This is a genomic window from Ruegeria faecimaris (assembly GCF_900182615.1).
In the GTDB taxonomy this organism is placed as follows: domain Bacteria; phylum Pseudomonadota; class Alphaproteobacteria; order Rhodobacterales; family Rhodobacteraceae; genus Ruegeria; species Ruegeria faecimaris.
Genome location: NZ_FXTE01000001.1, coordinates 305758 through 318158 on the forward strand (window position 1 = coordinate 305758; position 12401 = coordinate 318158).

A 12401-nucleotide genomic window follows, 5' to 3' on the forward strand; every position below is an offset into this window, starting at 1 on the left:
ATTCGAAATGAACCTGTTTTCCGAGATCCGCAGCCTCGTGCTGGACGCGCTGGCACAGATGCAGTCCGAAGGCGCGCTGCCCGAAGGGCTGAGCTTTGACAACGTGGCCGTTGAACCGCCGCGCGATGCGGCGCATGGCGACATGGCGACGAATGCGGCTATGGTGCTGGCAAAGCCCACCAAGATGAAACCGCGCGACATTGCCGATGCGCTGGCCGGAAAGCTGGCCGAGGATAACCGGATCACCAGTGCCGAGGTTGCCGGGCCGGGGTTCTTGAACCTGCGGTTGGCGCCATCGGTCTGGCAGAGTGTACTGGCTGCGGTGCTGCAACAGGGCACGGACTATGGCCGCTCGACCATGGGGCATGGGCAGAAGGTCAACGTGGAATACGTCTCGGCCAACCCGACCGGCCCCTTGCATGTGGGTCATACGCGGGGCGCGGTGTTCGGAGATGCGCTGGCAAGCCTGTTGGCCTATTCCGGCCATAACGTGACCCGTGAATACTACATCAATGATGGCGGCGCGCAGGTGGATGTTCTGGCACGCTCGGCTTACGAACGGTATCGCGAGGCAAACGGGCTGAGCCCCGAGATTGCCGAAGGCCTGTATCCTGGCGACTATCTGATCCCGATTGGTGAGGCGCTGAAAGAGAAATACGGTGACAGCCTGATCGACAAACCGGAAAGCGACTGGCTGGAAGAACTGCGCGAGTTTTCGACAGACGCGATGATGGACCTGATCCGCGCCGACCTGAAGGCGCTGGGCGTTGAGATGGATGTGTTCTTCTCGGAAAAGTCGCTCTATGGCACGGGTCGGATTGAAGCTGCGTTGCAATCCCTGACCGACAAGGGCCTGATCTATGAGGGCGTGCTGGAGCCGCCCAAGGGCAAAAAGCCCGAAGATTGGGAACCACGTGAGCAGACCCTGTTCAAATCGACCGAGCATGGCGACGACGTGGATCGCCCGGTCAAGAAATCGGACGGGAGCTGGACCTATTTTGCCCCGGATATCGCCTATCACTATGACAAAGTGACCCGTGGGTTTGACGCGTTGATCGATGTGTTCGGCGCTGACCACGGTGGCTATGTCAAACGGATGAAGGCCGCAGTATCGGCTCTGTCCGATGGCAAGGTACCGCTGGATATCAAGCTAACCCAGTTGGTGAAACTGTGGAAGAACGGCGAGCCGTTCAAGATGTCCAAGCGGGCAGGGAACTTCGTCACATTGCGTGATGTGGTCGATCAGGTTGGCCCGGATGTGACCCGCTTCGTGATGCTGACCCGCAAGAATGACGCTGCCCTGGATTTTGACTTTGACAAGGTGTTGGAACAAAGCCGCGAGAACCCCGTTTTCTACGTCCAATATGCCCATGCCCGCGTGATGAGTGTTCTGCGCCGTGCAGCTGAGGCCGGGATCGACGCGCAGGACCCAACGCTGAAAAGCGCCGATCTAGGCAAGATCGACCATGCCTCTGAGCTGACTGTTGCCAAGAAGCTGGCCGAATGGCCGCGTCTGGTTGAGATCGCCGCGCGTACCAATGAACCCCACCGCGTTGCCTTCTATCTGTATGAACTTGCAGGGGATTTCCACGCGCTTTGGAACAAGGGCAACGATGAAACCCAGCTGCGGTTTATTCAAGATGGCGATGTTGCCACAAGCCAGTCAAAAATCGCACTGGCCCGGTCCGTTTCTGTTGTGATTTCAGCAGGCTTGGGTATTCTTGGCGTTACTCCGGCGCAGGAGATGCGGTGAACAACACCGTCCGAACCGCCGGTACGAGGTAGGCAAGAAATGACCCGCGCGCCTTATTTTCGGCGCTAAACGGGCGGTGAGGCGGACATGGCAAGTTACGATTACCCGGGGCAAATGCGCCCCGAGCAGATGCATTATACGAATCAAGCTCATCCTCAGGATGGGTATGACTTCCCTAATGACTTGCACGGATATGACGAAATGCCCCATCCCGCGGGTTTGGGTCGTATTGTTAGTGCTCTGGGTGCCGTTGCATCATTGGCGCTGGTCGCTGGCATCGGTGTTTGGGGTTACAATTTGGTAATGCGCGATGTGAGTGGCGTGCCGGTTGTTCGGGCCTTAGATGGACCAATGCGTATTCAGCCGGATAGCCCGGGTGGCACCCCTGCGGATCATCAGGGTTTGGCCGTGAACACGGTTGCGGCAGTGGGCACAGCAGCGCCGCCTGCTGATCGGCTGATCCTTGCACCGCGCCCGGTTTCCCTGACAGATGAAGATACTCCGGTGGCACCGTTGCAACCAATACCTGCCGTACATGTGATCCAGGAAAACGTCTCTGACCGGACGGCCACACAGATGCGCCAGGGCGCGGTTGATACACTGGTTGCTGAACTGGCGGGAGAGGCGGAAAATTCCGATCAGGTTGGCGAGCAAAGTTTTCAGTTGGCCTCTTTGACCATCCCCGAGGAAGAGCCTGCTATTGATCCGGCTGATCTGGCTGCATCGCAACCGGACCCAGAACTGGCGGCTTTGCCTGGTGTGCGCCGGTCGCTGCGCCCGGTCCTGCGTCCCGCTGGCGGTGTGCGCAGCGCAATTACGTCAAACAGCACTACCGAAGACGCGATCAACGCGGCGGTCAAAGCTGCGGTCGGCTTGGATGTGGATCCTGAAACTCTGACCAAGGGCACCCGTATGGCCCAGCTTGGCGCCTATGAAAATTCGGACGTCGCGCGCTCGGAATGGGATCGCATGAATGGACGATTCGGGGATTATATGGATGGAAAACAGCGTGTTATACAGAAAACCTCAAGCGGTGGGCGAACCTTCTATCGTCTTCGGGTTCTGGGGTTTGACGATCTGAGCGACTCGCGTCAATTCTGTGCCGCTTTGCAGGCCGAAGGCGCTGATTGCATACCGGTTGCCGCGCGGTGAATTTCGGCGCAGTCATTACGGACGCTGAAGGTCTGCGCCTGACGCCTGATGAGAAAAAACTGTTCCGAGAGATGAACCCATTCGGGTTCATTCTGTTTGCCCGTAATATCGAGTCTGCGGATCAGGTGCGCGCCCTATGCGACGATTTCCGCGAGGCTGTGGGGCGAAACTGCCCGATCACTGTTGATCAAGAGGGTGGACGCGTGCAACGACTGCGCACACCGCTGGCACGGGAATGGATGCCGCCGCTGGATCACGTGGCCCAGAGCGGAGAGCAGGCCGAACGTGCCATGTATCTGCGCTATCGTCTGATTGCGAATGAACTGTTCGAGCTTGGGATCGACAGCAACTGCGCCCCCATGGTGGATCTGGCCCGGAACGAGACGCATCCGTTCCTTAAAAACCGCTGCTATGGGTCTGATCCCAAAATGATTTCCCGGATCGGTCGTGCGGTTGCCGAGGGGCATTTGGATGGCGGTGTATTGCCGGTGCTCAAACACATGCCGGGTCATGGTTTGTCCACGCTGGACAGCCATCATGACCTGCCCCATGTCGATCTGACACAAGAGGAGCTGACCGAGGCAGATTTTGGCCCGTTTCGGGATTTGAACGATCTGCCAATGGGGATGACGGCGCATCTGGTCTATGACCGGATTGACCCTCAACCTGCTACGATTTCTCGGACCATGATCAGCCTGATCCGCAAAACGATCGGGTTTGGCGGGCTGATCATGACGGATGATATCTCGATGAAGGCCCTCAGCGGAAATCCAGAAGAGATTGCCAATCAGGCGCTAGCTGCAGGGTGCGATGTGGTTTTGTATTGCAACGGCTCTTTTGATGCCCGTGCTAAGGTGCTGAGCACCGCCGGAAAGATGTCCGAACAGGCACAGAAACGCGCTGAACGCGTGTTGGCGATGCGCAAAGCCCCGCAGGAACTTGACATCCAAGCCGCCGAAGCCGAACTTTCTCGCCTAATGGGCGGGCAGGTGTATGTCGGATAATCTTTTTAGCGAAGACCCCGTCTCGGTCGCGGATCGCCTTGCGGCAGAGGCATTGATCGTAGATGTCGACGGGTTCGAAGGCCCGCTCGATGTTCTGCTGATGCTGTCCCGCACGCAAAAGGTAGATCTGCGCAAAATATCGGTTCTGGCGCTGGCGCAGCAATACTTGTCCTTTGTTGAAAAGGCACGGGCGCTGCGGATCGAACTGGCCGCCGACTATCTGGTGATGGCGGCGTGGCTGGCCTTTCTGAAATCGCGCTTGCTGCTGCCTCCGGATCCGAATGACGAAGGCCCATCTGGCGAAGAACTGGCCGCGCATCTGGCATTTCAGCTCGAGCGGCTTCAGGCCATGCGTGATGCCGCCGCCCGTTTGATGGGGCGCGATCAGCTGGGGCGCGATTTCTTCAAACGCGGGCAGGGCGAGGATGTCACGCGCATCCGCACCGTGACCTATTCCGCCACTCTGCTGGACCTGATGCAGGGCTATGCCCGCATTCGTACCCGTGATGAATTCCGCCCCTTTGTCATGGACCGTGACGCCGTATTCACGATGGAACAGGCGCTGGAACGTATGCGCCCGCTGATCGGCTTTGCTGGGGCCTGGACGGATATGGAGACCTATCTGCCCGAGGGCTGGGATGCCGACCCGGTGCGCAGGCGGTCCGCGACGGCGGCTACTTTTGCGGCCTCACTTGAGTTGGTGAAAGAAGGACATATGGAAATACAGCAGAGCGAAACTTTTGCTCCGATACAGCTACGCAAGAGGACCCAATCCCGTGACTGATGCGCCTCAGGAAGAAGGTACCGGCACCCTGTTCGAAGCTCCGCCTATGGCCGAGCAGGAACGCATGGTTGAGGCCGTGTTATTCGCCAGCGCCGAGCCGGTGACGATCGCCGATCTAGAAGTGCGGATGCCCCATGGCAGCAACGCGTCACAGGCGGTGGATATGCTTAAGAAACGCTATGAAGGGCGTGGTGTTCGTGTGGTTCAGGTTGGTGAATCCTGGGCCATTCGCACTGCCCCAGACTTGGGTTTTCTGATGCAAAAAGAAACGGTTGAAACCCGCAAACTCAGCCGGGCCGCGATCGAAACGCTGGCGATCGTGGCATATCACCAACCCTGTACACGTGCCGAGATCGAAGAAATTCGCGGCGTATCGGTCTCGCGCGGGACCATCGACCAACTTTTGGAGATGGAGTGGATCAGACTGGGTCGTCGTCGCATGACGCCGGGCCGTCCGGTGACTTTCGTGGTGACTCCGCAGTTTCTGGATCACTTTGGGCTGGAGAACGCCAGGGATTTGCCGGGGTTGAAAGAATTGCGCGCTGCCGGTTTGCTGGAGAACAGACCGCCTCCGGGAACGATCCCACAGGGAGAGGGGCAGGAAGACGAAGATCAAACCGAACTGTTCGAGGAAGAGTGATCACGGGGCCCTTTTGTTGCCGCACAAATCGACTATTTAGAAGCCTGGAAATCGGAGTTGAGTAATGAATGCCAATCGTATCATTGACATGATTGTGCGACAGGTCATGCGGCGGCTTGTCACCAAAGGGGTGGACAAGGGGTTCGACATGGCCAGCCGCGTGGGCCAGAAGTCGGGGCAAGAGCAGCCGCCGCACGAGAGCTCAGGTGCCTCTGATCAGCTGCAGGCGGACGGAAACCGCCAGCGTCAAAACATGCGTCAAGCCCAGCGAGTGGCCAATCAGATGCGCCGGTTTATCCGGTTCTGATCAGGTTACCGCTTTGAAGTGCTTGGACAGTTTCAATCCTTGTCCCTGATAGTTCGAGGCGATGCCTGCACCATAAAGCTGCGTGGGCATTTCTGACATCCGCTCGTACACCAGCCGCCCGACGACTTGGCCGTGCTCCAACACAAATGGGGCCTCGTGACAGCGGACTTCCAACACTCCGCGTGATCCTTCGCCACCTGCGGCGGCATGGCCAAAACCGGGATCGAAGAAACCGGCATAATGCACCCGGAATTCCCCGACCATCGCCAGATAGGGGGCCATTTCAGCCGCATACATCGGCGGGATATGCACCGCCTCGCGGCTGACCAGAATGTAAAACGCACCGGGGTCGAGGATGATGCGCCCATCGGTGGTACGCACCTCTTCCCAATATTCCTGCGGGTCGTATTCGCCAATCCGGTCCAGATCAATGACACCGGTATGAGGTTTGGCGCGGTAGCCCACCAAATCGGTGTCGAGAAGCCGCAGGTCCACCGAGAACCCAAGCCCGTCCTGAATGACAGCGGGGCCATCGACCAGCGGGGATTCGGCGTGCAGGGCGCTTAGATCGGTATCGCTCAGCACGGCCTGTCCCTGCCGGAACCTGATTTGGTTCAGCCGCATTCCCGGACGCACCAGAACCGAGAATGAGCGGGGGCAGATCTCGGCATACAAGGGGCCGGTATAGCCTGCAGGCACCCGGTCAAACTCGGTCCCGCCATCGGTGATCGTGCGCGTCAGAAGGTCCAGCCGCCCAGTCGAGCTTTTTGCATTGGCGGCCGCGCTCAGCCCCTGGGGCAGGGCCAGCGATTCCATCAACGGCACTAGATAGACACAGCCCTTTTCCAGCACAGCACCTTCAGAGATATCGATGCGGTGCATCTCAAATTCCGACAAACGTTCGGCTACGGTGCGACCTTCGCCTGCCAGAAACGAGGCACGTACCCGGTAAGCAACTGTACCTAAACGCAAATCAAGGCTGGCGGGTTGAATCTGGGCGGGGATGACCTCTGGGCTTGCGGTAATCTCACCGCGCGCGATCATCGCCTCTATTTGCTGGTTCGGGCATACGCCGGTCATTCCGATCCCCCCTGATGCCAGAGCGGGATCTGGCCTGTGTGCCATAAACGTCGGTGTGATTTGGTCGGGCTAGCAGGACTCGAACCTGCGACCTTCCGTCCCCCAGACGGACGCGCTACCAGGCTGCGCCATAGCCCGACGTTGAGGTGTTCATAAAGACTTTCCCGGCGGGGGCAAGAGGAAATCATCGCCTTTTTTTCTTATCCCGCCGATCGGTTTTCTATTCGGTTCAACACGCTGCGCAGCTCTTGCGCGATGGGCGCTATCTGGCTGAGCAACTGGTCATCGAATGCGTCTCGGGTCCAGGCCAATGTCGCGATCCCACCCAACAAGGGCGAGGCGTCGGGATAAGACGGCTGGGCTTGGGCCGCAGGCTCAGCTTTTGGCGGAGCGGGGGCAGGGGTCGGTTCGGGTTTTTGCGCGTCGCCAAGATCTAGATGTATCTGCTCATGCGGGGGGGCTGGCTTGGCCGTGAATGGCACAACGACATTTGCATCGGGTGCGGGTTCTAGATTCGCCATTTCATCCAGGCCCTGGGACACTGAAGAAACATGCGCCACGCCCTGTTCACGCAAGATGCGCTGTACGCCTTTGATGGTAATCCCATCCTCATGCAAAAGCTTCTTGATGCCGCCCAGCAGGCGCATATCATTGGGGCGATAATATCGGCGCCCACCGGCCCGTTTTACCGGTTTCACCTGATTGAAGCGGCTTTCCCAGAATCGCAGAACATGCGGCTGCACACCCAACCAGTCCGCAACTTCACTGATGGTGCGAAAGGCGTCTGGGGACTTGCTCATATTCGTGCCGTCCTGATCTTATTTGCGGTTCCCTGCGGCGACGCGATCTTTCATCAGATGCGACGGGCGGAAGGTGAGAACACGGCGAGGCTGAATTGGAACTTCTTCGCCTGTCTTGGGATTGCGGCCGATACGAGCTGTCTTGTCCCGAACACTGAACGTTCCAAAAGACGAGATCTTCACCTGTTCACCGCGCACCAATGCGTCGGACATATGGTTCAGAACGCTCTCGACCAGTTGCGCGCTTTCATTGCGTGAAAGGCCAACTTCACGAAATACGGCCTCGCTCAGATCCATTCGGGTCAGTGTTTTGTCGCTCATGCCAATTCCCCTGTTGCTATCAGAGCATAGGGTCAGGGCAAATTCGCTGTCAATATCAATGAATTGCGGGCGAGTGTGTAAGCTGAATTGCGCTTGTTACCACCGCAAGAGGACTGAGCCCCAGGCCAATCCACCTCCGATTGCCTCCGTGACCAGCAGATCACCCTGTTTGAACTGCCCACGCTGTTTCGCAACAGACATTGCCAGGGGAATAGATGCGGCCGAGGTATTTCCGTGGTCCTGCAGGGTAACGACAACGTGTTCCATAGGAACGCCCAATTTCTTGGCTGTGCCCTGAATGATTCTAATGTTTGCCTGATGCGGTACGATCCAATCCACATCTTCATGGCTTAGCCCTGCCTTCTCTAGACAGGTTTCTGCGGTAGAGGTCAGACGTTCAACTGCCTGCCGAAACAGCTGGTTTCCTTTCATCCGCAGATAGCCTGTGGACTGGGTCGAGACGCCTCCATCGACATAGAGCAGGTCCTTATAGCGCCCGTCCGAGTTCAGGTCGGTTGCCAGAATGCCCCGATCGTCCGAGGTTCCCGCGCCCTCATGCTGTTCAAGGATTATCGCTCCGGCGCCGTCGCCGAACAACACGCAGGTCGACCGGTCGGTCCAGTCCATGATACGAGAGAACGTCTCGGCGCCGATGACCAGCACGCGTTTAGCTTGGCCTGACACGATCAGCGCATTGGCATTGGTCATGGCATAGACGAATCCGGCGCAAACCGCCTGTACGTCAAAGGCGAAGCCTTTGGTCATGCCAAGCTGCGATTGAACCATTGTTGCGGCAGAGGGAAACGTCAGGTCAGCGGTCGATGTTGCAAGAATAATCGCATCAATATCATCTGCCTCCAGACCCGCATCGACCAGTGCGGCACTGGCTGCTTTTGTAGCCATATTCGAAGTGGTTTCGTCTTCCGCTGCAAAATGCCGGCGTTCGATCCCGGAACGTGTCCGTATCCACTCATCAGACGTATCGAGCGTTTCTTCGAACTCGGAATTCGGGACGATGCGCTCTGGCAAATAGTGCCCGACACCAACTATAATTGAACGGCCTGCCATGCTGGGGTACTGCCTTTTTTGTTATTCACCGGCCTTCGACGGCGTGTCTGCGGCATCTTGTGCAAGCTCGGCTGTCGATGCAACCCGTGCTGCCAATTTTTCGGCGAAGCCGGACTCGGCCAGGGTAAAGGCCAGCTTTACAGCGGCTGACACGCCGGTCGAGTCTGCACCACCATGTGATTTGACGACGGTTCCGTTCAGGCCAAGGAAAACCCCACCATTCACGCGCCGAGGATCAATTCGTTTCTTCAACCGCTGCAAAGATGTGATTGCAAGGATCGAGGCCAGTCGTGAGAGCGGAGAATATTTGAACGCCTCGCGCAGAAGATCTCCGATCAGGCTGGCTGTGCCTTCTCCGGTCTTGATGGCGACGTTGCCTGTAAACCCGTCTGTTATAATGACATCGGCTTTGTCTCCCGGGATGTCGCTGCCTTCGACAAAACCCACAAAGTCAAAGCTGGCCTGATCCGCAAAATCCGAGATCATGCCATGCGCTTCTTTTAGCTCGGCGCGCCCTTTATGTTCCTCGGTGCCCACATTCAAAAGGCCGATCCGTGGACGTTCCAACGCCATGCCGTTTCGGGCATAAGAGGCACCCATCAAAGCATATTGCAGCAGGTCCTTGGCGTCCGCGCGCACATCGGCGCCTACGTCCAGCATTACATTGAAGCCCTGCGGATTGCGCGAGGGCCACAAAATAGCGATTGCCGGGCGGTTTACTCCCGGCAGCTTACGTAGACGCATCATCGACAGGGCCATCAATGCGCCGGTATTACCACAGGAGACCGCGCCATGGGCTTCACCCTGACGTACCGACTCGAGTGTGGACCACATCGAAGTTTGCTTGCCGTGCCGGACGACCTGGCTGGGCTTGTCCTCCATCGTGACCACATCGGGACAATCACGAAAAACGACGCGCCCGTTCAGGACACGCCGTTTTGCGACAAGTTTGCGCAACATGGCCTCAGGCCCGTGCAAGATGAACGCGATATCGGGATTCTTATCCGCCGATTTGGCGATCCCCGCCACAACAGCAGCGGGCCCCGAATCTCCGCCCATTGCGTCAACCGAGATGGTAATCCGTCCGGCGTGCGTGGGCTGTTCTGTCATGCTTGGCCTGCGCTTTTAGGGCTTAGGCCGCGTCTTCGTCCAGGTCGATTTCGTCGGCCTGAGCGACGACTTCGCGGTCATCATAGTGGCCGCAGGACGCGCAGACGTGGTGCGGGCGCTTCAGCTCACCACAGTTGGCGCATTCGTTCGGGTTTGCAGCAACCAGAGCGTCGTGCGCGCGGCGGTTGTTGCGACGCGACTTGGAAACTTTGTTCTGTTGGACAGCCATGGTCTCAACCTTTGTCTACTAAGGGCCGGCAGATTCGCTGCGGGCCAGGTTTCATTCTTCGTTTTTCTCGTGGTTTGACGCGCGTTTAGGGGACGGGCCCCGCGATGTCCAACCCAAATTCCGATGAGCGCGCGAAAATACTGCGATTCTCAGCATGTTCAAGCGATTTTTCTGAGCGCCTGCTATGACAGGATTTCAGGCCCGTGTCACTCGTCTTTTTTCAGTGCATCGCGCAGCCCGGCCAAGCCCGCAAAGGGTTTGACATCTTCATCCGTTATTGCCTGTTTGCCGGGTTCGGTAAAGCCCGCCTGTTCCAATTCGGCACCTTCTTTCCGGGGATACTGGGGCAGGGCAAGCGCCAGCGCTTCGGACATGACCTCGGTCAGAACGATTTCGGTCCCTAGCGGTTCAGATTCGTCACCCTCCGGGATTTCGAACTCTTCCTCGTCAGGGTTTGTCCAATCTGACAGAAACATCCGGGTCACCGGAATGTCGATCCGCGTGGTAACCGGTGTCAGCGTCACGACACAGGGTTGAATCACGGTTGCCCCCAGTTTTCCTGAAAGCGCCCAATCACGCTTTCCATGCGCACGCACCTCGCCGACAAAACTCAGCTTACGCAGCCCAAGCAGGCTCAACTCGTTCTTTAAGAGATCCAACTCCTGCGCGTCAGGGCGAATTTCAAAGGGCGTCGGTGCGTTCTGAGGCAGGTCGGCGACCCGTAAAGATGTCTGGTTGCTCATACGTGGCCCTTTCGTGTGTTGAACCGGGGTGGCGGTTTGATGTAATCGGATAGGGGCCGCACGGTCCCAAGGCAAGAGGGTGTGAATGTTGAAAGTTATGAGCAGGTTGAAACCAGCGTCCAGAACGCTCGTATTTGCGGCCTGTCTGACCGCTGCTGGTGCGTGTGCTCCGGTCTTCAAGAAACACGGATATGTCCCCACAGCCGAGGACCTGGCCGAAATTCAGGTGGGTGTCGATACACGTGAAAGCGTACTCGAATCCGTTGGCGCGCCCAGTACTTCAGGCGTTGTTCGCGATTCCGGCTTTTATTATGTGACATCACGCGTTCGTCATTATGGTCCGAAACGACCGAAAATCGTCTCGCGCGAGCTTGTGGCGATCAGCTTCGATGACCGGGGTGTCGTGCGCAATATTGAACGCTTTGGCCTTGAGGATGGAAACGTTGTGACGCTGGATCGTCGTATTACCGAATCCTCAGTTCAGAACCGTGGGTTCTTGCGGCAGCTGCTTGGCAATATCGGCAACTTCAACCCGGCAAACATTCCTGGCGCGACCAACTAATTCATAGTCACGTCTTGTCAACTTCACAGGGCGGTCACAAATCCTGTGTTATTGACCCTGCAAGACGAAACAGGTCAGCAACCCAGGAGGATGCGACCATGGCACTATTGCTCGGCAAGGGCCGGTACCGTGCGCGTCAGGCGCAAACACCGCAGGATGTTGCGGCGGCACAGTGTCTTCGAACACTGGCTTTCGGGACTGATCAGGTGGATCAGGATGAGTTCGACAGCCGTTGTACGCATATTCTGGTCGAGGATATGCGTGCCAACGGTAAACTCGTGTGCTGCTTTCGCATGTTGATGATGGAGCGCGGGGCCGAGATTGGCCAAAGCTATTCCGCCCAGTTCTATGACCTCTCGGCACTTGAAGGGTTTAAGGGGCGTATGGTCGAGATGGGGCGCTTTTGCGTGCATCCTGGTCGAAACGACCCAGACATTCTGCGTGTTGCCTGGGGGGCGATGACTGTATTTGTCGATCAGAATAATGTTGAGATGCTGTTTGGCTGCTCATCGTTTGCGGGTACAGAAACGGCGGAATATCTTGATGCTTTTGCGATGTTGAAACATCGCCATCTGGCCCCGAAACGCTGGTTGCCACGGGTCAAGGCCCCAGATGTTTTCCGGTTCGCCGCGAGATTGCGTCGGCGCCCGGATGCCAAAAAAGCCATGATGCGCATGCCCCCTTTGCTGCGTACTTACCTGATGATGGGCGGCTGGGTCAGTGACCACGCAGTCGTTGACCGTCACATGAACACTTTGCATGTCTTTACCGGCCTCGAAATCTGCGCGATTCCGCCCGCACGTAAACGTTTGCTGCGGACCGTTGCCGGGTAATCGCCGTTGACGGCT

15 protein-coding genes and 1 tRNA gene are annotated in these 12401 nt (G+C 57.6%); 8 read left to right on the forward strand and 8 right to left on the reverse strand.

Translation table 11 applies throughout. The features are described 5' to 3' along the window. Positions 1–7: 7 nt before the first annotated feature. From argS to FN806_RS01545, 6 genes are all read left to right on the forward strand, one after another. Positions 8–1753 (forward strand): arginine--tRNA ligase, encoded by a 1746-nt coding sequence (gene argS / locus FN806_RS01520; RefSeq protein WP_142633337.1) that lies wholly within the window; start codon positions 8–10, stop codon positions 1751–1753. 87 nt (positions 1754–1840) lie between these two features. Beyond that, positions 1841–2905 carry an SPOR domain-containing protein gene (locus tag FN806_RS01525; RefSeq protein WP_142633339.1) on the forward strand — a complete coding sequence of 355 codons (1065 nt, stop codon included), beginning with the start codon at positions 1841–1843 and terminating at the stop codon, positions 2903–2905. Continuing rightward, complete coding sequence (nagZ, locus tag FN806_RS01530; protein ID WP_142633341.1) at positions 2902–3909, forward strand: beta-N-acetylhexosaminidase; 1008 nt, start codon at positions 2902–2904, stop codon at positions 3907–3909. Before FN806_RS01525 ends, nagZ begins: the two co-directional genes overlap by 4 nt. Beyond that, complete coding sequence (locus tag FN806_RS01535; protein WP_142633343.1) at positions 3899–4693, forward strand: segregation and condensation protein A; 795 nt, start codon at positions 3899–3901, stop codon at positions 4691–4693. Before nagZ ends, FN806_RS01535 begins: the two co-directional genes overlap by 11 nt. Next, positions 4686–5333, forward strand: coding sequence for an SMC-Scp complex subunit ScpB (gene scpB, locus FN806_RS01540; protein WP_142633346.1), 648 nt, complete (start codon positions 4686–4688; stop codon positions 5331–5333). Before FN806_RS01535 ends, scpB begins: the two co-directional genes overlap by 8 nt. Positions 5334–5397: 64 nt before the next feature. After that, positions 5398–5640 carry a hypothetical protein gene (locus FN806_RS01545; RefSeq protein ID WP_142633348.1) on the forward strand — a complete coding sequence of 81 codons (243 nt, stop codon included), beginning with the start codon at positions 5398–5400 and terminating at the stop codon, positions 5638–5640. Here FN806_RS01545 and FN806_RS01550 read toward each other — a convergent pair whose 3' ends face one another. The 8 genes from FN806_RS01550 to FN806_RS01585 form a co-directional block, all read right to left on the reverse strand. Beyond that, entirely contained in the window at positions 5641–6720 is a 1080-nt protein-coding gene (locus FN806_RS01550; protein WP_142633350.1) for a 2'-deoxycytidine 5'-triphosphate deaminase, read from the reverse strand. Positions 6721–6781: 61 nt separating this feature from the next. Then, positions 6782–6858 (reverse strand) — tRNA-Pro (locus FN806_RS01555). 62 nt (positions 6859–6920) lie between these two features. Continuing rightward, entirely contained in the window at positions 6921–7520 is a 600-nt protein-coding gene (locus tag FN806_RS01560) for a MerR family transcriptional regulator (RefSeq protein WP_142633352.1), read from the reverse strand. Between the two features lie 18 nt (positions 7521–7538). Further along, positions 7539–7841: an integration host factor subunit alpha gene (gene ihfA / locus FN806_RS01565; RefSeq protein ID WP_037316145.1), complete on the reverse strand. Its 303-nt coding sequence runs from the start codon at positions 7839–7841 to the stop codon at positions 7539–7541. A gap of 96 nt (positions 7842–7937) precedes the next feature. Further along, positions 7938–8909 carry a beta-ketoacyl-ACP synthase III gene (locus FN806_RS01570; RefSeq protein WP_142633354.1) on the reverse strand — a complete coding sequence of 324 codons (972 nt, stop codon included), beginning with the start codon at positions 8907–8909 and terminating at the stop codon, positions 7938–7940. A 21-nt stretch (positions 8910–8930) separates the two neighbouring features. Beyond that, a complete protein-coding gene (plsX, locus tag FN806_RS01575) occupies positions 8931–10019 on the reverse strand; it encodes a phosphate acyltransferase PlsX (protein ID WP_142633356.1) in 1089 nt (362 codons plus the stop codon). Between the two features lie 22 nt (positions 10020–10041). Continuing rightward, complete coding sequence (gene rpmF / locus FN806_RS01580; RefSeq protein ID WP_037316137.1) at positions 10042–10248, reverse strand: 50S ribosomal protein L32; 207 nt, start codon at positions 10246–10248, stop codon at positions 10042–10044. A 206-nt stretch (positions 10249–10454) separates the two neighbouring features. Further along, entirely contained in the window at positions 10455–10991 is a 537-nt protein-coding gene (locus FN806_RS01585; protein WP_142633358.1) for a YceD family protein, read from the reverse strand. Positions 10992–11076: 85 nt separating this feature from the next. Here FN806_RS01585 and FN806_RS01590 point away from each other — a divergent pair, with 85 nt between their 5' ends. Together FN806_RS01590 and FN806_RS01595 are read left to right on the forward strand one after the other, a co-directional pair. Further along, a complete protein-coding gene (locus FN806_RS01590) occupies positions 11077–11553 on the forward strand; it encodes an outer membrane protein assembly factor BamE (protein WP_142633360.1) in 477 nt (158 codons plus the stop codon). A 98-nt stretch (positions 11554–11651) separates the two neighbouring features. After that, positions 11652–12386: a GNAT family N-acetyltransferase gene (locus FN806_RS01595; RefSeq protein WP_142633362.1), complete on the forward strand. Its 735-nt coding sequence runs from the start codon at positions 11652–11654 to the stop codon at positions 12384–12386. The last annotated feature ends 15 nt before the right edge of the window (positions 12387–12401 follow it).

Coding starts and splice junctions, on each gene's coding strand:
- argS (WP_142633337.1), top strand. CDS start 8: ATGAACCTGTTTTCCGAGATCCGCAGCCTCGTGCTGGACGCGCTGGCA.
- FN806_RS01525 (WP_142633339.1), top strand. CDS start 1,841: ATGGCAAGTTACGATTACCCGGGGCAAATGCGCCCCGAGCAGATGCAT.
- FN806_RS01535 (WP_142633343.1), top strand. CDS start 3,899: ATGTCGGATAATCTTTTTAGCGAAGACCCCGTCTCGGTCGCGGATCGC.
- FN806_RS01545 (WP_142633348.1), top strand. CDS start 5,398: ATGAATGCCAATCGTATCATTGACATGATTGTGCGACAGGTCATGCGG.
- FN806_RS01550 (WP_142633350.1), bottom strand. CDS start 6,720: ATGACCGGCGTATGCCCGAACCAGCAAATAGAGGCGATGATCGCGCGC.
- FN806_RS01560 (WP_142633352.1), bottom strand. CDS start 7,520: ATGAGCAAGTCCCCAGACGCCTTTCGCACCATCAGTGAAGTTGCGGAC.
- ihfA (WP_037316145.1), bottom strand. CDS start 7,841: ATGAGCGACAAAACACTGACCCGAATGGATCTGAGCGAGGCCGTATTT.
- FN806_RS01570 (WP_142633354.1), bottom strand. CDS start 8,909: ATGGCAGGCCGTTCAATTATAGTTGGTGTCGGGCACTATTTGCCAGAG.
- plsX (WP_142633356.1), bottom strand. CDS start 10,019: ATGACAGAACAGCCCACGCACGCCGGACGGATTACCATCTCGGTTGAC.
- rpmF (WP_037316137.1), bottom strand. CDS start 10,248: ATGGCTGTCCAACAGAACAAAGTTTCCAAGTCGCGTCGCAACAACCGC.
- FN806_RS01585 (WP_142633358.1), bottom strand. CDS start 10,991: ATGAGCAACCAGACATCTTTACGGGTCGCCGACCTGCCTCAGAACGCA.
- FN806_RS01590 (WP_142633360.1), top strand. CDS start 11,077: ATGTTGAAAGTTATGAGCAGGTTGAAACCAGCGTCCAGAACGCTCGTA.
- FN806_RS01595 (WP_142633362.1), top strand. CDS start 11,652: ATGGCACTATTGCTCGGCAAGGGCCGGTACCGTGCGCGTCAGGCGCAA.